This is a genomic window from Kitasatospora sp. NPDC096204 (genome assembly GCF_044763205.1).
In the GTDB taxonomy this organism is placed as follows: Bacteria; Actinomycetota; Actinomycetes; order Streptomycetales; family Streptomycetaceae; genus Kitasatospora.
This window is the reverse complement of sequence record NZ_JBIWFT010000028.1, coordinates 107,407-125,549: the sequence shown is the minus strand read 5'-3', so window position 1 is coordinate 125,549 and position 18,143 is coordinate 107,407. Positions and strand designations below refer to the sequence as shown.

18 protein-coding genes and 1 riboswitch are annotated in these 18,143 nt (G+C 72.1%); of the genes, 4 read left to right on the top strand and 14 right to left on the bottom strand.

What is annotated here, in order from left to right; translation table 11 throughout:
• Positions 1 to 810: 810 nt before the first annotated feature.
• Positions 811 to 1,731, top strand: a complete 921-nt coding sequence (locus ACIQ87_RS27610) for a Rieske 2Fe-2S domain-containing protein (protein WP_402411374.1) — start codon at positions 811 to 813, stop codon at positions 1,729 to 1,731.
• Positions 1,732 to 2,042: 311 nt separating this feature from the next.
• Here ACIQ87_RS27610 and ACIQ87_RS27605 read toward each other — a convergent pair whose 3' ends face one another.
• Together ACIQ87_RS27605 and ACIQ87_RS27600 are read right to left on the bottom strand one after the other, a co-directional pair.
• Positions 2,043 to 2,603, bottom strand: coding sequence for a hypothetical protein (locus ACIQ87_RS27605; protein WP_402411371.1), 561 nt, complete (start codon positions 2,601 to 2,603; stop codon positions 2,043 to 2,045).
• Positions 2,600 to 3,178 carry a hypothetical protein gene (locus tag ACIQ87_RS27600; protein ID WP_402411369.1) on the bottom strand — a complete coding sequence of 193 codons (579 nt, stop codon included), beginning with the start codon at positions 3,176 to 3,178 and terminating at the stop codon, positions 2,600 to 2,602. Before ACIQ87_RS27600 ends, ACIQ87_RS27605 begins: the two co-directional genes overlap by 4 nt.
• On the opposite strand from ACIQ87_RS27600, the gene ACIQ87_RS27595 reads away from it, so the two are divergent.
• Positions 3,150 to 3,776, top strand: coding sequence for a DUF3376 domain-containing protein (locus tag ACIQ87_RS27595; protein ID WP_402411366.1), 627 nt, complete (start codon positions 3,150 to 3,152; stop codon positions 3,774 to 3,776). The genes ACIQ87_RS27600 and ACIQ87_RS27595 overlap by 29 nt on opposite strands.
• A gap of 42 nt (positions 3,777 to 3,818) precedes the next feature.
• Here the strand turns inward: ACIQ87_RS27595 and ACIQ87_RS27590 are convergent, their stop codons facing one another.
• The 5 genes from ACIQ87_RS27590 to ACIQ87_RS27570 all read right to left on the bottom strand — a co-directional run bounded on the left by ACIQ87_RS27590 (position 3,819) and on the right by ACIQ87_RS27570 (position 8,336).
• Positions 3,819 to 4,358 (bottom strand): GNAT family N-acetyltransferase, encoded by a 540-nt coding sequence (locus ACIQ87_RS27590; protein WP_402411363.1) that lies wholly within the window; start codon positions 4,356 to 4,358, stop codon positions 3,819 to 3,821.
• A gap of 217 nt (positions 4,359 to 4,575) precedes the next feature.
• The gene (locus ACIQ87_RS27585) at positions 4,576 to 6,105 is read right to left on the bottom strand and encodes an FG-GAP-like repeat-containing protein (protein ID WP_402411361.1); all 1,530 of its coding nucleotides are present in this window, start codon (positions 6,103 to 6,105) and stop codon (positions 4,576 to 4,578) included.
• Between the two features lie 29 nt (positions 6,106 to 6,134).
• Positions 6,135 to 7,472 carry an FG-GAP-like repeat-containing protein gene (locus ACIQ87_RS27580; RefSeq protein ID WP_402411358.1) on the bottom strand — a complete coding sequence of 446 codons (1,338 nt, stop codon included), beginning with the start codon at positions 7,470 to 7,472 and terminating at the stop codon, positions 6,135 to 6,137.
• A gap of 197 nt (positions 7,473 to 7,669) precedes the next feature.
• Complete coding sequence (locus ACIQ87_RS27575) at positions 7,670 to 7,828, bottom strand: hypothetical protein (RefSeq protein WP_402411356.1); 159 nt, start codon at positions 7,826 to 7,828, stop codon at positions 7,670 to 7,672.
• Between the two features lie 154 nt (positions 7,829 to 7,982).
• Complete coding sequence (locus ACIQ87_RS27570; RefSeq protein ID WP_402411353.1) at positions 7,983 to 8,336, bottom strand: hypothetical protein; 354 nt, start codon at positions 8,334 to 8,336, stop codon at positions 7,983 to 7,985.
• A gap of 162 nt (positions 8,337 to 8,498) precedes the next feature.
• Between ACIQ87_RS27570 and ACIQ87_RS27565 the strand changes: the two genes are divergently transcribed.
• Positions 8,499 to 9,494, top strand: a complete 996-nt coding sequence (locus ACIQ87_RS27565) for a helix-turn-helix domain-containing protein (RefSeq protein ID WP_402411352.1) — start codon at positions 8,499 to 8,501, stop codon at positions 9,492 to 9,494.
• 66 nt (positions 9,495 to 9,560) lie between these two features.
• Here the strand turns inward: ACIQ87_RS27565 and ACIQ87_RS27560 are convergent, their stop codons facing one another.
• Both ACIQ87_RS27560 and ACIQ87_RS27555 read right to left on the bottom strand, forming a co-directional pair.
• Entirely contained in the window at positions 9,561 to 11,222 is a 1,662-nt protein-coding gene (locus ACIQ87_RS27560) for a phospholipase (protein WP_402411351.1), read from the bottom strand.
• Between the two features lie 147 nt (positions 11,223 to 11,369).
• Complete coding sequence (locus ACIQ87_RS27555) at positions 11,370 to 12,017, bottom strand: hypothetical protein (protein WP_402411348.1); 648 nt, start codon at positions 12,015 to 12,017, stop codon at positions 11,370 to 11,372.
• A 237-nt stretch (positions 12,018 to 12,254) separates the two neighbouring features.
• Positions 12,255 to 12,460: riboswitch (cobalamin riboswitch) on the top strand.
• Between ACIQ87_RS27555 and ACIQ87_RS27550 the strand changes: the two genes are divergently transcribed.
• A complete protein-coding gene (locus ACIQ87_RS27550) occupies positions 12,448 to 12,939 on the top strand; it encodes a (2Fe-2S) ferredoxin domain-containing protein (RefSeq protein ID WP_402411345.1) in 492 nt (163 codons plus the stop codon). It overlaps the preceding riboswitch by 13 nt.
• A gap of 156 nt (positions 12,940 to 13,095) precedes the next feature.
• Here the strand turns inward: ACIQ87_RS27550 and ACIQ87_RS27545 are convergent, their stop codons facing one another.
• The 5 genes from ACIQ87_RS27545 to ACIQ87_RS27525 all read right to left on the bottom strand — a co-directional run bounded on the left by ACIQ87_RS27545 (position 13,096) and on the right by ACIQ87_RS27525 (position 18,087).
• Positions 13,096 to 13,293 carry a hypothetical protein gene (locus tag ACIQ87_RS27545; RefSeq protein ID WP_402411343.1) on the bottom strand — a complete coding sequence of 66 codons (198 nt, stop codon included), beginning with the start codon at positions 13,291 to 13,293 and terminating at the stop codon, positions 13,096 to 13,098.
• Complete coding sequence (locus ACIQ87_RS27540; RefSeq protein WP_402411340.1) at positions 13,290 to 13,967, bottom strand: hypothetical protein; 678 nt, start codon at positions 13,965 to 13,967, stop codon at positions 13,290 to 13,292. The genes ACIQ87_RS27545 and ACIQ87_RS27540 overlap by 4 nt, the downstream gene beginning before the upstream one ends.
• Positions 13,964 to 16,198, bottom strand: a complete 2,235-nt coding sequence (locus ACIQ87_RS27535) for a hypothetical protein (protein WP_402411337.1) — start codon at positions 16,196 to 16,198, stop codon at positions 13,964 to 13,966. The genes ACIQ87_RS27540 and ACIQ87_RS27535 overlap by 4 nt, the downstream gene beginning before the upstream one ends.
• Positions 16,199 to 16,242: 44 nt before the next feature.
• Positions 16,243 to 17,100, bottom strand: coding sequence for a hypothetical protein (locus tag ACIQ87_RS27530; RefSeq protein WP_402411334.1), 858 nt, complete (start codon positions 17,098 to 17,100; stop codon positions 16,243 to 16,245).
• A 108-nt stretch (positions 17,101 to 17,208) separates the two neighbouring features.
• Entirely contained in the window at positions 17,209 to 18,087 is an 879-nt protein-coding gene (locus tag ACIQ87_RS27525; protein ID WP_402411331.1) for a Crp/Fnr family transcriptional regulator, read from the bottom strand.
• Positions 18,088 to 18,143: the final 56 nt, after the last annotated feature.

Sequence of the window (18,143 nt, the reverse complement as noted above, 5' to 3'; positions counted from 1 at the left end):
AGGGCCTGCGGAGAGGCGTCCGCGGCCGAGGCGACCGCGGGAACCACGGCGGCACCCAGGGCCGTCACACCGGCGGCACCGGCAAGAATCGCGGCAGAGGTACGCATACGGAGCTTGAAAGCGGGCATGTAGAACCAGACCTCAATCGGGTTGGGCCGGTGTCACGCCCCACCCGGACCGTGGCCGGACAGGGGCCGAACGGTCGCGGGGAGTGACTCGGCGGTAGGCCGTTCACCGGCGGGACAGGAGCCGGTGCGGCTGGCGACGAATGCCAAGTTGCCAGACCGGACCGGGGCCCGCCAAGACCCCCTCGCTACGATCCGCGGTCGTAGCGCGGTGGCCGTCTGGGATTCGAAGGGCGGGCCACGCCGAGCGCACCACACGCTTCCGACCTGCGCAAACACCGCCCACCCTCAGTAAAAAGCGGGCAAAACGGACACTGCTAGCCGCCGTCGTGCGCCGGATCCGCATGTGAGCGCACTCACCGCCCGGGGCCCGGCGGCATCACCGCCCGACCCGCCGTCGGCACTCTGAGTCACCGCCGGCCGGGCCGTCACCGAGAGCGCGGTCACACCCCGGCGACACCCCGGGCATACGGCGCGTGGCGTGGACCTGCGCAACGGCGTGCCGCGGCCGCTCGTCCACCGCACCAGCGCCCTGTACGGCGACGAGGGGCACGCCGGCCGCCGACTCACCTCGGATCGGATCTGCGGGGCCCGGCCCTCCACCCCGGCGTCCGGCCACCGGAGCTTGCTCCGCACGGCCCACGCCGCCGTGCCCGCGGCCGGGCCCGCCCGCAGGCTGAGGTCCATGACGAGGAGCCTGATCACCCGTGTCGGCGGCACCGCCGGCCACTGTTCCCAGGGCGCCACCGAACGCCTGCTGAAGGCGCTCGACGCGCTCGCCGAAGCCGACGGACTCGACGCCGTGGCCCAGCCGCTGAAGCGGGTCATCAAGGCGCTGCCGCTGGGCCGGGCGCGCGACGTACTGCACGGACTCCCGCTCGGCCATCCCCTGCACCCCGCCCTGGTCCAGATCCCCATCGGCGCCTGGACCTGCGCGGCCGTCCTCGACCTCACACCCGGCGCCCGCCGGCCGGCCCACCTCATGGTGGCACTCGGCGTGATCACCGCCGTCCCCTCCGCCTGGAGCGGCTGGGTCGACTGGGCCGAACAGCACGACCAGCAGATGCGCACCGGCCTGGTGCACGCCCTCGGCGTCGGCGCGGCGATCGTCCTGTACGGCGGCTCGTGGGCCGCCCGGGGGCGGGGCCGCCACGGGCTCGGCAGACTGCTCGGCTTCACCGGCGCCGCCGCCGCGACCGCCGGGGCCTTCCTCGGCGGCCACGTCGCCTACCGGCAGGGCGCGGGAACGAACAAGACCGAACCCGTCGCGCACCTGGTCGGGCCCGGCTGGCACCCGCTCGGCCGGCTGGCCGACCTCCAGGTGGGCCGGCCCGCCCGGCGCACCGTCGGGGGCGTCCCCCTGCTGGTGGTGCGCGAGTCCGAGGACACCGTCCACGTCCTGGCGGGCTGGTGCAGCCATCTGGCCGGACCGCTCACCGAGGGCGAGATCGTCGACGGGTGCGTGCGCTGCCCCTGGCACGGCAGCCTGTTCCGGCTCGCCGACGGCTGGAACGTCGGCGGGCCCGCCACCGCCCCGCAGCCCCGCTTCGAGACCCGCGTCGACGGTGACGGCGTCCTGCACGTCCGCCTGCCCGAGGCCGGCTGAGCGGGTACGTCGGTGCCGGCCGCGGCCTCCCGCAGGGCCGGGGTGGTGGAGCGCACCTGTACAGCTGCTCCTTGGGCGGCCCCCGCTACGAGCAGCTCGCCCGCGACGGTCGCCCACCGCACCCCGCCCGGACGCCCGCCTCTGCGGACGGCGGACGGCGGCCGGCGGCCGGCGGCCGGCGGCCCGCCCGGCTTGTCACGCCGCGCACTCTCCGATCGGCCCACTCACCGGCACCCCGCCCGGCAGCTGTCACCGGACCGGCGCCTCTCCGGGGAGGAGACCGGTCCGGTGAAGGCCGCCGCGCCTGGTCCTCAACTGCTGAGCAGTCGGTCGAAGAAGACGCGGTACTGCTTCAGCGCCACCCTCAGCTCCTCCGTGTCGGCCTCCCCGTCACGGTTCCACTGGCTCTCCAGCCCGTGCTTGCGGCCCGCGAAGTACTCGGCCAGACGGCGCATCAGATCGGCGACCAGCTCGTCCGCGTCGCGGACGGCCTCGCGGGGTGCATCGACGAAGCGCGTCTGGACCTCCTGCCACCGGGAACGCAGCTCCTCCGCCTCGGCCGGCGGCAGGAGGGACTCGCGCTCCTCCCGCTTGCCCCCACCGTCGGCGGGCACCTCGCCCTCGACGGTCCGGCCGGTCCTTCCTCCGGCTTCCCCCGTCCCTGCCGTCTCCGCTCCTCCGGCCGTGTCGCCCTCGCGCGGCTCCTCCCCCGTGGTGGTGGCCTCGCCGGGGTATACGGGCCGCTCCCTCGTCTCCCGCGCCTCCGGCGTCTCCCGCGTCTCCGGCGTCTCCGGCTGCTCGTCGGCCCTCGTGCCCGCGAGGATGTCCTCGGTCGATGTCCGTCGCTCGTCGTCGTGGTCCATCGAAGTCATCTCGGTCGCTCCGTTCCGTCTCGTTCCGTCCCGCCCCGTTCCGGCTCGCCGTCGAGGAGTGCGTCGAACAGCGCGTGGTAGTGCACCATCGCGCCCCGCAGCTCCTCGGTGGTGGCCTCGCCGCGACCGGCGTCAGTGTTGACGGCGTGCGCGGCGCGGTAGTGCTCCAGGGTGCGGCCGTGCTCGACCGACAGGTCGCGCAGCCGCTGTTCGTAGTCCTCCGTCGGGTAGCCGCGGTCCCGCATGAGCGTCGTGACCAGGCGGTCGGCGTCCTGGACCGCCGTACCCGGCCGGTCGACGAACTCCTGCTGCACCTGGATCCAGTCCCGGCTGTAACGCTGCCTCGCCTCGGTCGGCAGCGGTCTGATGTCCAGCTCCCGGTGGCGCATCTCGCGCTCCCGCAGCTCGCGTTCAGCCGCGATCCGGCTGTCCGACCGGTTCACGGTCCGTTCGTACTCGGGGCCGAATCGTTCCCGCAGCCGGCGGCGGCGGTTGACGAACCACAGCACCGCGGCGACGAGGACCACCACGACGGCGATCGGCACGATGATCGCGACGAGTTCTCCTGTCGACATCGGGCCCTCCTTACTCCTCCGTTGCCGAGCCGCTGCCCAGAACCCCGGAGTCGAAACGCCCGTCGGCGTCGGGCTCAACGTCTCGCCGGGCTCCCTGTCCCTGACGAGCGTGCGGATGTCGTCCACGGCGGGGCGGCGACGTCGGCCTGAACGCCGCCGTCGCACCGGACCCGTCCTCTGCCAGAAGCGCCGAGGGCATCGTCGACGACTGCCTGGCGGTCGAGGTGGTCACCAGGGCCTACACACCGCCGTCGGTGATCACCGGTTCCCTCACCCCGGCCTTCCGGTTCCTGCGACTCGGGCCGGACACGGTCAGGCCGCTGTTCGACCAGACCGGCTGAAGCGCCTCGGCGACCGGAAGCTCTACGGCATCCGCTACGGGCACTTCGGCGCGTTCATCGACCGGGAACGGCGGAAGTCCGACTTCGCGTGGGGCCGGCTCGACGCGGCAAACCACCTGCTCCCGCTGATGATCGACGGCCCCGCGGCTCGCGAGGGACGGGAGCGCGAACCTCATCAAGCGATCCTGGACGCGGAACACCGGTCCTCTCCAGTAGGGCCGGGACCCGCCGACGCCGGTGACGCCGGAATCCCGTGATCCCGGCAGGGCCGTTCGCCGGAGTCCCGAGCCGTCGCGGACTCAACCGGACGGCGTGCCCGACGGCCGCATGCCGAGCCACTGCTCGGCGTCCCACGCCTCGAACCGCTCCACCTCGGTGAATCCCAGCTTCGCCGCGAGGCGCATCGAACCGACGTTGGCGCTCTGGGTGGTGAGCACCACCGGTTCACCGGGGAGCGCGCCGTCGAGCCAGCCGAGTGCCGCCGCGCACGCCTCGGCGGCGTACCCGGATCCCCAGGCCCGGGGCAGGAAGAGGTAGCCGAGGTCGACCTTGCCCGCGGCGGCCGGGCGACGGTGCCCCGTCGCCCTCCTGAGCAGGATCTGGCCGATCATCACCCCGTCGAGTTCGGCGACGAAGCTTCCGGGCCACCGCTCGGGCACGTCGGGCAGCTCGCGCTCGAGCTCGTCGCGCGGCCGGGGCCCGCCGAGGTAGGTGTGCACCTCCGGCGAGGCGAACAGCTCGACGAACGCCGCACGGTCCCGGGTCTCGGGCTCACGGAGGACGAGCCGCTCGGTCCTGATCGGCGCGGGCGGCCAGGCCACGGATCCAAGGTCTTCCATCGGCCCACGCTAACAGGCGGTCAAACCGGCCGGACGAGGCCGCCCGTCACGCGACCGTTCTCAGGACGGGATCGATTCGGTGCGCACTCCGGGTGACCGCGCGCCGGCCGACCCGCACGCGCGAACGCGCCTGGCGGTGGTCATCGCGGGCATCCCCACCACGATGACCACCGCCGGCGCGTCGCGCGAAGCAGTCTGTCGGTTGCCCGGCGTCCGCTCAGACGCCTGCCGCGATCCGGCCGTCGTCGATCCAGCCGCCGTGGCCGTCGCCGCCGTTGTTGAGGAAGGCGGTGGTGGGGCCGGTGGTGACGAGGTAGTCGGCGTGGGCGTCGGCGTCGATGTCCGCCAGGGCCACCGTGGTCTGGTCGGTGGTGAGCCCGGTCGCCGTGCGGCCGTAGTCGGTCCAGCCGCCGTGGCCGTCACCGCCCTTGTTGAGGAAGGTGGTGATGGAGCCGTCGGGGTTGACGACGTTGTAGTCGGCGCGGCCGTCACCGTCGAAGTCGGCGAAGCGGACCCGGCTCCGGTCGGAGGTGAGTCCGCCGGCGACCTTGCCGTCGTCGATCCAGCCGCCGTGGCCGTCACCGCCGCGGTTGAGGAAGGCACCCACGGCGCCGTCGGGCTGGGTGACGAGGTAGTCGGCGCGGCCGTCGCCGTCGAAGTCGGCGAAGGTGACCTGGGTGGGGTCCGTGGTGAGTCCGGTGGCGACCTGGCCGAGGTCGGTCCAACCGCCGTGGCCGTCACCGCCCTTGTTCAGGAACACCCGCACCGAACCGTCACCATTGATCATGATGTAGTCAGCACGCCCGTCACCGTCGAAGTCGGCGAAGCGGACCCGGCCACGGTCGCTGGTCATCCCGGTGGCGACCTGGCCCAGGTCGCTCCAACCACCGTGGCCGTCACCGCCCTTGTTCAGGAACACCCGCACCGAACCGTCGGCGTTGACGATGACGTAGTCGGCGCGGCCGTCGCCGTCGAAGTCCGCCCAGCGCACCCGGCCCGCCCCACCCGACTCCGTGCCCGCGTGGTGCACCGGGGCCGGAGCGGCCAGGCCGTCCGTGAATGCGCGGTCCAGGGCCTGGTCGAAGGTCTGCGCCATCCGCTGGTAGCCCAGGTCGTCCGGGTGCAGCCCGTCGGCCATCTCGGCCGGGGTCAGCGCGGGTGCGGCGGTGTAGCGGACCTTGCGTCCCTGGGCCTGCTTGGCGAGGACGGCCCGGCTCAGGCTGTCGTTGTAGTCGGCCACCTGGGTGGTCAGGCTCGGCGTGGTCGGGATCAGACCCATCACCAGGACGGTCACGCCCGGCCGGTCGGCCAGGATCCGGTCGATCAGCGCCGACGTCCGGTCCGCGGCGTGGGCCTTGTCGGTACCTCGGTCCAGGTCGTTGATGCCGATGTGGAGCAGTACGACGTCCGGCTGCGCGGCGGCCAGCCAGCCGTCGATTCCGGCCAGGAGGTCGTTGACCATGGACCCGCCGTGTCCCTCGTTGTCCGGGTCGGCCGTGGCGCCGTTGTGGAGGGAGCCCACCAGGTCGATGGCGTAGCGGTTCTGCTGGGCCACCAGGTCGGCGAGTGGTCCGCGGTACCCGGCGTCGGAGGTGCTCCGCCACCCGGAGGTGATCGAGTCGCCGAGCGGCATCACCCGCAGCACCGGGGCGGGCGTCGGCGCGGCGGCGGACGCCGTGGGGACGGCGGCGGCGAGCGCGGCCGCCGCGGTCACCGCGGCGAGAGCGAGTGTGGTGGTGCGCTTCACGGGATTCCTTCCTTGCTTCTGGTCGGGGTTCAGGCGCCGGCGGCGATCTGGCCGTAGTTGATCCAGCCGGGGTTGTTCTGGTCGTCGCCGCCGTTGTTGAGGAAGGCGGTGGTCGGGCCGGTGGTGACGAGGTAGTCCGCGCGGCCGTCGCCGCTGATGTCGGCGAGGTCCAGGGTGTTCTGGTTGCTGGTGACACCGGTGGTGATCTTGGAACGGAGGGTCCAGCCACCACCGGTGTCGCCACCGTGGTTGACGTAGCTGGTGATGCTGCCGTCCGGGTTCACGATGTTGTAGTCGGCCCGCCCGTCACCGTCGATGTCGGCCCACTTGATCCGGCTGAGGTCGCCGGTCACACCACTGGCGACCTTGCCCAGGTCCGTCCAGTTGCCGATGCCGTTGTTGCGGAAGACACCCACCGCACCGTCGGGCTGGGTGATCACGTAGTCCGTACGCCCGTCACCGTCGAAGTCCGCGAACGTCACCTGCGCCGCATTGGCCGTCAGCCCGGTCGCGACCTGACCCAGGTCACTCCAACCACCGTGGCCGTCACCGCCCTTGTTCAGGAACACCCGCACCGAACCGTCACCATTGATCATGATGTAGTCGGCACGCCCGTCACCGTCGTAGTCCGCGAAGCGCACCCGGCCACGGTCGCTCGTCATCCCGGCGGCGACCTGACCCAGGTCGCTCCAACCACCGTGACCGTCACCGCCCTTGTTCAGGAACACCCGCACCGAACCGTTGTCGTTCACGATCACGTAGTCGGCATGACCGTCACCGTCGAAGTCCGCCCACCGCACCCGGTTCGCCCCACCCGACTCCGTACCTGCGGAGGATCCGCGGCCGCCGATCGGCGACACGTAGCCGCTGACGTGCTTCGACCCGTACATCCCGCCGGCGGTGATGGTGCCGCGGGTGACCTGGCTGTTGCCCTGGTTGCCGCCGATGGTGCTGACGGTCCCGTCGGAGTTGACCGCGACGACCAGCGAGACGTGCTCCGCGTAGTCGACGCCGTTGTAGTTGAAGACGGCGGCGTCACCGACGCGGGGGGTCGAGTGCATTCCGGAGCCGTACGTGGCGAAGCTGCCGGCCCCCGCGGTCAGCCCCGAGATGTTGACGCCGTTCTGCGCCCAGACCCACCGGGCGAAGTCGGCGCACCAGCTCTCACCGCAGCTGCCGTAGTAGCCACTGCCGCCGGCGCTGTTGGTGTCGCAGGCGCCGTGGCCCAGGTTGGCCTCGGCGATGCCGACGATGTTCGACCCGACGCTGGCGGCGGCGACCTGGGCCCCCGTCAGCATGAGGACGGGTGTGACCGCGGCGGTGGCGAAGGCGGCGGTGAGCAGCGTACGGAGGGAACGCTTGGGCATGGTGGGTTCTCCTGTTTCGGGCATGGCTGGGACTGGCGTGGGGAGGTGGTGGAGGTACGGCCCGCGGGTCAGGCGACGTGGCGAAACCGGGGCCGGGGCGGCACGGCGCGAAACCGGGACCGGGCGGCACGGGGCGGCACGGGGCGGCGACGGCTGCCCTGCAGGAGCAGCCGGTCGTGGGCCCACGGCGGCGCCGGTTACTGCCAGATCATGTTGTCGTCGTGCACGTCGGCGGCCTCGACGTGGGAGACGGAGGCGGTGGCGTGCCCGGCGGCGGGCAGGGCGACGGCGGGCAGGACGGCGGCGAGGGCGAGGGCGACGACCGCGGCGGCCTCGGCGAGACGGGTGCGCAGCATGGTGGTTGATCCTTCGGCTGAGGAGGGACGGGGCGAGGAGCGGCGGCCGGACCGTGCGTCCCGCGGTGACGCTGCGTCCTGGTGGCCTTGCCGGTCGGTGGTCCCGGCCGGCGATCACTACCTTCGTCGAGGCCCGGGGCGGATGGAAGGGATGTCAGGTGGACGGAAACGTCCCCTGCCGGTTCCGTCCAGCGAGGCCGGATCGGGACAGTTCCAGTTCGTAGAACGGGGAGACGAGCGGGGCGCCGACCCGGGCCACGGACCAGCCGTGCAGTGGTGCGGCGGACGCCAGGGCCCGACCGCAGAGGGCGGCGGCCCGGGACTCGGCGTCGGCGAGGCCGTCGGCGAGGAGGTACAGGCCGAGCACCGGGTGGGGGGTGGCGTCCGAGTGGACGGCGACGTGCTCCAGCCGGTCCACGGGGGTCACCACGGACCGGACGAGGTCGGCGACACCGTCCGGCAGGGGTGCTTGGTCCGGCGAACGCAGGTGAACGTGGATCAAGTACATGCCCACGAGACTCCCAGGCCGCGTGTACGGCGCACAGGGGGTCGACCGGGACGGTTCGGGCCATGGCCGGAACGGTCCACCGCACACCCCTGGTCCAGCTTCCGATCTCCGTGCGATGATCATGCGCGCATCGTTCGCAGTACTGCTACCGGGGGGGTAGGAATGCTGGCAATTCTGGGGTTGGACGCGACTTCCGAAGCCGTGTACCGGGCCATGCTGGCCCGTCCTCAGGACGGCGTGGCGGGACTCTGCGCAGCGGTCGGGCTGCCCGAGGCGCGGGTGCGTTCGGCGCTGGACACGCTCAGCGAGCTCGCCCTGGTCCGACCCTCGCACGAGCGGGAGGGAGCGCTGCGCGCGGTCTCGCCGGACGTCGGCATGGAGGTCCTGATGGCCCGTCAGCAGGCCGAACTGGCGCTCCAGCAGCAACGGATCGAGGCCTCCCGCGTCGCGGCGGCGCAGCTCATCGCCGACTTCTCGGACCTTCGGCCGGCCGCCGCGCGCTCCGGGGTGGAGCAACTGGTCGGCCTGGACGCGATCCGCGACCGGCTGGCGTCCCTCACCCGCGAGGTGAAGGAGGAGGTGATGACCTTCGCCCCGGACGGCGGGCACACGCCGGAGAGCATCGAGGCGGCCCGTCCGCTCGACGAGGAGTTGCTCGGTCGCGGCGTGAAGATCCGTACCGTCTACCTCGACAGCGTGTGCAACAGCGCGCCGACCGTCGCGTACACCGGGTGGCTCGCCGCGCGGGGCGGGCAGGTGCGGGTCGTGCCGTCGCTGCCGACGCGGATGATCGTGGTCGACCGTGCCGCCGCCGTCATCCCGGTGAACGGCGACGACACGGCGGCGGCGGCCGTGGTGCTGACCGGCCACGGCACGCTGACGGCCCTCTGCGCGCTGTTCGAGAACGTCTGGGACGCCGCGCAGCCCCTCGGCGGCCAGGCCGTGCGCGACTCCCGGGGCCTGAGCGGCCAGGAGTCGGCCGCCCTGCGGCTGCTCTCCGAGGGGCACACCGACGAGGCGATCGCCAAGCGGCTGGGCGTCTCGCCGCGGACGGCGCGGCGGATCGCCACCGAGCTGATGGAGCGGCTCGGCGCCCGCAGCCGTTTCGAGGCCGGGGTGCGCGCCGTCCAGCGCGGCTGGCTCCCGGCCGGTGCCTGACCGGCGGGAGTGATCCGCCGACGGCCCGCGGCGTTCTCACGTCGTTCTCACGTCGTTCTCACGGCGTCAGCCCTGGCAGCGGCCGCTGCTGTAGTCGAAGGTCGCGGCGGCCTGCGAGTACTGCCACTGCGGGGCGAGCAGCTGGGTGTCCAGTTGGGCGGCGGCGGTGCGGTTCTCCACGACGTAGCCGAAGTCCTGCAGCCAGGCCGGGTAGAGGTTCTTCGAGCCGATGAAGAACGCCGAACCGTCGACCGAGACCAGCTTGTGGTGCAGCGCGTACGGGTGCCCGTCGGCCCAGGTGGGGGTGGACGCCGCGCGGAACGGGGCGAGTTGGAGGTTGCGGCACATCGCGGTCCGGGCCTGGGCCGGGTCGCCGAGGCGGGCGGTGAGCCGGGCCGCGAGGGTGTCGCTGATCTCGTTCAGGGACTTGATCTGCGAGTAGCCGCCGCTGCCGACCGCGCCCCGGTTGCCCGGGTCGCTGACCACGATCCGGACCTTCACCCCGTCGGCGAGCTTGCCCGCGAGCAGGTCGAAGAGCCGGGCGTCGTAGCGGGGCATCGGCGGGCAGGTGCCGGTCACGTCCTGCTGGGAGATGTCGATCCGGCTGGTGGCGCTGGCGACCAGCGCGCGCAGCGCGTTCTCCTCCGGGTTGACCGTCTCGTAGGCGCGGTCGTCGTTGGTGCGGTCGTGCAGGCCGATCGGGCCGCACGTGACGTCGTCGGCGCCGGCCACCGGCTCCGGACGGTAGTCGGAGGCGGGGTCGGTGTCGCGGATCCCGACGCCCAGGCCGCCGACCGCGATCACCGGCACGGTCCCGGCGGCGGGCACCCGCGCGGCCGGCGGGTTGAGCCGCTTCTCCAGGTCGGGGGTGCATCCGGCGCCCTTCGAGGAGGCGAACCAGGCGGCCGAGAAGACACCGCTGTTGCGGCAGGTCCAGTCCCACAGGGTGTCCAGGTAGGCGCCGGCGGAGGCGGCGGCCGGACCGTTCAGCGCGAGGTCGACGTCCGTCACCGGGTGGGCGGTGTCCAGGTAGTCGCCCTTCCAGTTGTTGATGCCGCCGGTGATGACGCTCTGCCCGTCGACGACCAGCAACTTGGAGTGGTTCCAGGAGAACGCGGTCTTCGCGGTGGTCATCGAGGCCACCTCGACGGTCACCCGGTCGGCGGCCGTGCCGAGCCGGGCCACCAGGTCGTCCCGGTACTTCGACGGCAGCGCGGTGATGTTGAGCAGTGGAGCGGCCCCGGCGAGGATCCGCACGTGCGGCGTGTTCCCGGCGGCCACCGACGCCTTGAGGCCGTCCACGATGGCGTCCTGGAACCCACCGTCCGGGAACGGGGCGAGAGTTGATATGTCGACGGTGCGGGTGGCCCGCGAGATGTTCTCCCGCATCCGGTCCAGCACCCGCCTGGTCCCGGCCCGTTCGGTGCAGGAGGCGTCCCCCCAGCACCCCGGCGTCTGCAGCAGCCACCCGCCCGGGTCCCCGGCCGGCGCGTCCAACCGGTTGCCCGCCGTCCGCTGCCACACCACGCCCTCCAGCCCGGGCGACACCTGGCGCAGAGTCCGCTCCACGGCGTCCAGGTGGGGAGTGCCGTCGGCCTGGGCCGAGTCCGCTGCGGGCGCCGGAGCGGCGAACGCGGGGGCAACGGGCAGCACGCCGACGGCGGCGGCGAGGGCCAGCGCGGAACCGGCCAGACGGCGGCCGGAACGGCGGGACTGGTGAGAGAGCACGTGCGAGTCCTTCATGCGGGGCCGGGGACGTTCACCCGGACGACACCGCTAAATTACCTCAAAGTAACCTGATGTGCTGTCAGGGTCCCATCAAGGCCGCGCATCCGGCCTGACGTACCATCTGCCGGAAGCCCGGCAGCCCCGGCCTCAGTGGAACACGATGGCGTGGCCGCCCTCGATGCTCGCCAGGCACGCCCGATGGAGCTGCCGCCAGGCGAAACGCTCCGTCTCGAACGGTCCGTCCGTCGCGAGGTCCACAGCCGGCCCGACCGCCCCGGCGTCGAAGGGAACACCCTTGCCGTCGAGCTCGATGCCGATCGACGACGCCATACCCGCGAGTTCGGCCAGCAGGCGCTGGCTGGAGCCGACGATGCCGGCGCCGTCGACGTTCGCCTCGTCAGGGAGGAAGAGCGGATCATCGAAGTCGACCGGCACGTAGTAGCCGGAACTGTCGGAGTGGCAGAGCAGATGAGAGTCGAACCTCGTCATCTCGTCCCGGACCTTCTCGCAGTCGCGCTCGTACTGGCGCTCGCTGACCTCCAGAGCCGATGTGACGGGCTCGCCGAAGTCCGTGAGCACCAGGATGCGGCGCAGCTGGGTCAGGTACCCGTAGGGGAAGCCGGCGGAGAAGGTAGGCGTACGAGGTGGATCGGTCATCTCCGGCTCGTGCCAGCTGATTCCCTCCGCCATGAGCGCCCGGCTGAGGCGGGCGAAGGCGGAGCGGTGGTAGTCGAGCCCCTCCGCGTCATTGCGCGCCTGGTCGTAGAGGAGTCCCACCGATATCGAAAGTCCCATGGGCCGGAGTGTAGGAGGGCCCCCTGACACCCGACCGCGCCTCCCGGGGCCTGCGAACCGGGATGACCTCCCGAGTCGAACCGAGATGACCCACCGCCGCCGCGGTGCGGCCCCGCCCGCGCGGCGTCGGTGGGCATCCGCAGGTTGCCGCGGCTCCCCCGTCCGCCCCTGCGGTCCCGGCCGCTCACCGCCCACCGCCCGCCGCCCGGCCGCTCGCCGGCAGGATCGCGAGCCCTGATATCTTGCCAGCGCCGTGGTGTACGGGAAACCGGTCGAATTCCGGTGCGGCCCTCGCCACTGTTGCCGCGGAGTACCGCGGCCCTCGCTGACCGGCTTTCCCCCCGGTCAGGGCCACTGAGCGGGCTGGGAGAGCCGCTTGGGAAGGTCGGCCGCGGCGCGTCGATGCGGAAGCCAGGAGACCGGCCACGGCGTGACATGTGCCACGAGGGTTTTGGAGAACATCTGCCCAGCGGTCTGCCGTACCCGTTTCGATCCATACCGCCTCGCCGACTCACCGGACGCGGTCGCCGCGGTGGCCGCGGTGACGAAGGCCGTCACCGGCCAGGAGCCCGGCCTCACGTCGGAGGCCTGGGAGGAGGTGCCCGGCCACCGGCACCAGGTCATGGTGTGCCGCGGCCCGCGTTGCACGGCCAAGGGCGCGGAGGAGGGACTACGCGCCCTGGTACGGAAACTGACCGAACAAGGCCTCGGCGACGACGACGTGCTCGTCACCCAGACGGGGTGCCAGTTCCCCTGCAAGGCGCCCGTCGCCAGCGTGCAGCCGGACGACATCTGGTACGGGAGGATCGACCCGGCTGTCGCCGACCGCATCGTCACCGAGCACCTCGCCGGCGGACGACCGGTCGAGTCCCACCGACTCCCCCGCCACAGGAGAGAACGGACAGGCCACCACGACGACTGATCGCGACCCACCGGCACGGGAGCGGGGTGAACCCCGTCCCGGGCCCACCGGCCGTCCCGTTGCCTCACGACAACGGGACACGACCAGTCGGCCACTTGCCGACGGTGTCCGGCCGACGCGGCCGTCGCGCTTCTCCCGGGGCAGACGAACCGGGTGCTACGGGTCGGGGCGGCGGGCCTTCGCCTCCTGGACACAGCGCTGGAGAAGGTACTCGACCTCGTCGGGAGCACAACGCATCCGGGCCTGCTGCCAGGCACTGTCGAAGTCGAACGGGGACCGGCTGAGCCGCTGAAGGCGGAGCGCCCGCAGGGTCGTACGCGGGGCGAGCAGGACCCGCCACAGGGACGCCCTCATCCGGCCCGTCCGTCCGGGGCGGCCCGGTCCTGCGGCGCGGTGGCCGCCGTCAAGTCCGAGATGGAGTGCCGGAGCAGGACCTTCATGGCCTCGTGCCGGGTCTCCGGATCCTGGAATCCGGCGCCGACCGCCTCCCACTGTTCGAGGAGCGGGTGCCACCAGGCGTTGCAGGACCTGATCGCGCGTGAGAGCCGTTGCAGGTCGGCCACCCGGTCCTCGTCCGGGAGCGCGGAGGTCCCCTCGATGCGGTCGATCACCACGAGGTCCGGGTGGTCGTAGAGGGCTGTCTTGAGGAACTCCAGCCGCCTGATCCGTTCGGTGTCGGCCCGCCGGACGGCCAGGGTCTCCCGCACGGTGGGCGACAAGCGGAGGGTGAACTTCGCGGACAGCAACCGGTAGTGGGGGTTGCGCCGTCTGTCGAGCGTGCCGAGGACGGCGTTGAGGGTGTCCTCGGCCCCGAGCGGGTCGTCCGGCTGCAACCCGGCGGTCACTTCCGCGGCGGCGGCACGGAGGTCGCTGCGGACCTGCTCCGCCAGATTGATCCGGTGCCGCAAGGCGGGTCGCCAGGTCAGGGTGAAGGTCGCCTCGAAGGGTACGCCCGCTTCGAGGCTGGGAAGTCGGCACGGCCGCGGGCAACCGATGGTGCGCGCGGCCCGCTGCCACGGCCACCTCATCGAACGGTGCCCTCGGGTCCGAAGAGCTTGTGGAACGGGGCGCCGACCAGGTGCTGGTAGAAGTCCTCGGCGATGTTGACGCCCTGCGCCGTGACGGAGCCCGTGAGCGCCTGCATCAGGTTCATCCCGGCCTGGAACATGCGGTGCCCGCGGAGCGGCACGAGCAACTGGTCACGGAGGTGCACGTAGCTGTCGGAGTCGGCGTCGTCTCCGCAGGAGCGGATCCAGCCGGTGATCCTCGGGATGGTCTCGCCCGCCGTCTCCGGGCTGCTGAGCAGCTCCGTCAGGGCCCGCTGGACATCGATCTCCGGCAGGTCGGCGGACAGCAGCCACGGCAGTCCCGGGGTGTCCAGCGACATCAGGGCGAGGAAGGCCAGGCTCCCGCTCCGGGACGAGCTCTTCGCCTGCTGCCAGGTCCGAACCTCGGTGACCATCCGGTCCCGGCCGGCAGGTCGGTGGACGAGCTCCTCGAAAGCCGCGAGCACGCTCTGCCGGACGGCCGGGTCGGTGGTCGTGTGGGCCACCCGCCGCAGCCGAACCACGGCCATCTTCGCAACGGCGGAGCTGACGTCGGGGTCGGCCAGGACGAGGCGGCAGGTAGCGACCACGGTGGGCGCGTTGCCGTTCGTGTCGGCCCACTGGTAGAGCGTGGCCCAGACGATGCGTCCGATGTGCTCGTCGTGTACCACGGCCCGGAGGACGGCACCCTGCAGGTCCGGCTCGGTCAACTCGGCCAACTTGTTAAGGTGTTCCCTCGTCCCATGGCGCAAGGCCAACGACGCGAGCATCCGAACCGTCGGGTCCGTCGGGTCAGGCCGGTCGGCGAGTTTCGCGAGCCAGCCAAGCAGCGGCGTACGCATGTCCTCGTAGTTGTCCCAGACGTACTCGAGCACCGCCCGCCCGTAGGCCGGCCGGTCGAAGAACACCACGTCGCGCCCGTCGACCGCGGCACCGACGTCCTGGATCCGGCGGCGCAGACCGCGGCCCGCGAACGGTGCCTGGACGGCCGTCCCCGTCGTCGGGCCGCGGTTCGCGGACTCCACCGCCGCCTGCAACTCCCGCGCGCCGGCGGATACCAGGGACACCGGCGCGGACTGCCGCACCGCCAGGGCGAGCAGCAAGTAGCGGTCCTCGAGCGCCAACGACCGCTCGGTCCTACCACTGGCGGCGGTGCGGTCACCGAAGAGCTCGTCCAACTCCCCACGCCAGTCCGACAGCGCCTCGAGCACACGGCCCTCGAACGTCTTCGCCGCGTCGCGGTCCGCTCCGCTGCGGAGCAGGGAAGGAGCCTGCTGGTCCGGGTGGTACTCCTCCCAGACCGCGAGGATCCGGCGGACCGCCCGGACCGCCTCCACAGCGTTCAGGCCTTGCAGTTGGGACCGGGCCTGAGTGGAGGCCCTGATCGCCCTGGCCGGCTCGTGGTGGCCGCCGGCCTCAAGATGGGCGTCCACCACCGCGCCGGCGGCGGGGGGCTCCGTCAGGCGGAGCACCTGCACCCCCGGCCGGGTGACCAGGCTGGTGACGTCCCAGACGTCCTGAGCGACCGTCAGCACCAGGTGGGACCCACAGCCGGCGAGGTGCTCGGCGTGCTTCCCCAGTGAGGCGAGGAAGTCGGCCGAGACCCGGTCGGTGTCCGGATCCTTGAGGTCGAGCTGGAAAGCGTGCCGCTCCTCCAAGGGAAGCCGGGGCCGGCTGGGCGAGTTCCAGTCCGCCTGCAGTTTGACCAACGCGGTGCTCGGTGCGGTGTGCTCGGCCAGCAGGCGCAGCGCGAAGGTGGTGGCGCCGATCGCGCGGGGGGCGACAACGACCAGGACGGGAGCCCGCACCCCGCCGGTGTCCGGGTCGAGCGCTTCCCGCCAGGCGTCCACCCACGCGTCACGGACGAACGGCTGCTCCAGGAAGACCTCACGGTCCAGTTCCTCACCCTCAAGGACATCGCGCTTGCGGGTCTCGAGGATCAGCTGCTTGACGTCGCCGCCGACGACGACGTCGACCTGCCGGTAGAAGTGCGCCACCGAACCGGTAGCCGTGTGGATACCCGGGGCCACCTCCCGGGTGGCGGGCCGCTCCGGAACCTCCTCGACCAGGGCCGGCGGGACGTCCGGCGACTCCGAGCGGTGACCCTGCCCGGGCTGTACCCACGTCGGCAGCCGGGACTCGAGCTCTTCGCCGACGTGTCCCTCGTCGCTCGGCTCGTCAGCGGGCCGGGGCGGGTGAAGGGTTTCAGACACGGGCTTCTCCCTTGTACGGATGCGACGGATGAAGTGGTGTCGGCTCACCGGGTGCGGCGGTCGATCCGGAGGTTTTCGACGGGCCCGTTGATCACGGGGTCGTTGAGCGCGCCGTGGAAGTTGAGGACGGCCCCCGCCCTGGCGGGCCGCTCCGACATGGGGTGCGTCGAGGGCGCGGAAGTCGGGCGCGGGGCGGCGCTGTCAGGGCCGGGCAGGTACCCGCGCAGGGAATCGGCGAACAGTCCCGGGACGAGCAGCCGGCACGGTTCCTCGAACCCGGGCTTGTCGGCCACCCGGGCGTTGGCCGCGAGGAACTGGCGTTCCGTCAGCCCAGGGCCGGTCCGTCCGGCCAGCACGGAGCGCCGGTAGACGGGCTCCGAGATGACGGCCGCCAGGAACAGCCCGTTGTCGGTAGCGGCTGCGATGGCCTGGTAGGCCGCGTCACTGTTGACCAGCCGGCAGGCGTCGTTGATCGCGGCGCCGCGGTGGTCGGGGACGCTCAGCGGGCCGACGTGGATGGCGGCGCGGAGGCGGATAGCCGGTCCGCCCATCCGGATGTCCTCGTAGCGCTGGAGCGCGGCGCTCAGGTTCCCCAGCAGAGGATCGACCAGCCGCGCGACGTGCCTGGGCGGGAGGAGCAGGATGACACCGTCGCCCGCGTCCCGGTAGCCGGTGCCCAGGGTGCACGGCGCGGGCAGTCCGCTCTGGGCGAAGACGGCCTCCAGGATGCTGTCCAGCTCGGACCGGACCGGCGACATCTGCACTTCGGGGAGCCGGCTGTAGCCCTTCATGTCGACGACCATGACGGCCTGCTCGGGCGGCACGTCATGGCCCGTCGCGTCGCGGTCGAGTGCGTCGCGGCCCGTCGCGTCGCGGTCCGGTGCGGAAGCGGAGGAAGTCATGGATAGGCGGCCTTTCGGCAGTCGGGGCGGTGGACGAGGCCCCATGCTGCTCGGCCGGACGGAGCGGTGGTGCCCAGTACTGGGCACCACCGTGGTGGCCTGCGTCACTCAGGCGAGCACGTCGGCCTGGATGGCCTGCATGTCCCGAATGACCAGTCCGCCACCGGCCTCGGTTCCGAGCCAGCCCCGTTCCCGCCACGGTCTGATCGCACTGCCGACGCCGTTCCGGGAGGCACCGATCAGCTGCGAGAGCTCGGTCTGGGTCAAACGCACCACAGTCTCGGCTCCGCGCCGGGAAGCCGCCTGGACCAGTCGGCCCAGAGCGGCGGCCAGACGCACCGGCACCGGCGCGGTCGCCATTTCCAGCCTGACCACCTCCGCCTCCCGAACGCGCGCAATGGCATGCCGCAGCAAGGGAATTGTCAAATCGTGTTTGTGGACGAAGGCGAGGAAGTCGGGGGCGGGGATGAGGTGGACGCGGCACGGTTCAGCGGCGATCACCGAGGCCGAGCGTGGCTGGGCGTCCAGGACCGCGAGTTCGCCCAGCAGTTCGCCTGCGCCACGGACGGCCAGCAGCGTCCGCTCGCCGTTGGCGCCCGCCAGGGTGACCAGCGTGGATCCGGAGCTGATCAGGATCACCTGGGTGCCGGGATCACCCTGACGGAGCAGCATGGATTTGGCGGGACGGATGCGTTCCGGTGCGAGATTGCGCATTTCTGACCAGAGCTGATCACCGATGAGAGATTCATGACGAAGATACATGTGCCCCCCCTTGAGATTCCTCGGATTGCAGAGGGACGATGCTCTCAATTCATGCAGGAATCCAACAGGCCGATTCCAGTCACTGTGCCCGCCGCAGCGATCAGGTCCGCCGAGACCCTGCGCCCGGAACTTCCGCTCGGCGAGCCCGGCCGGCCTCCACAGGCGCTGCGCCTCCAGTTCGACCAGGGCGGCCCGGTCCAGAGTCGCCAGGTCGACGGCGCCCACCGCCCCCGGCACGGGCGAGGAATCGGTGGTCCCGCTGTTCGTGCAGGTTGGGGCCC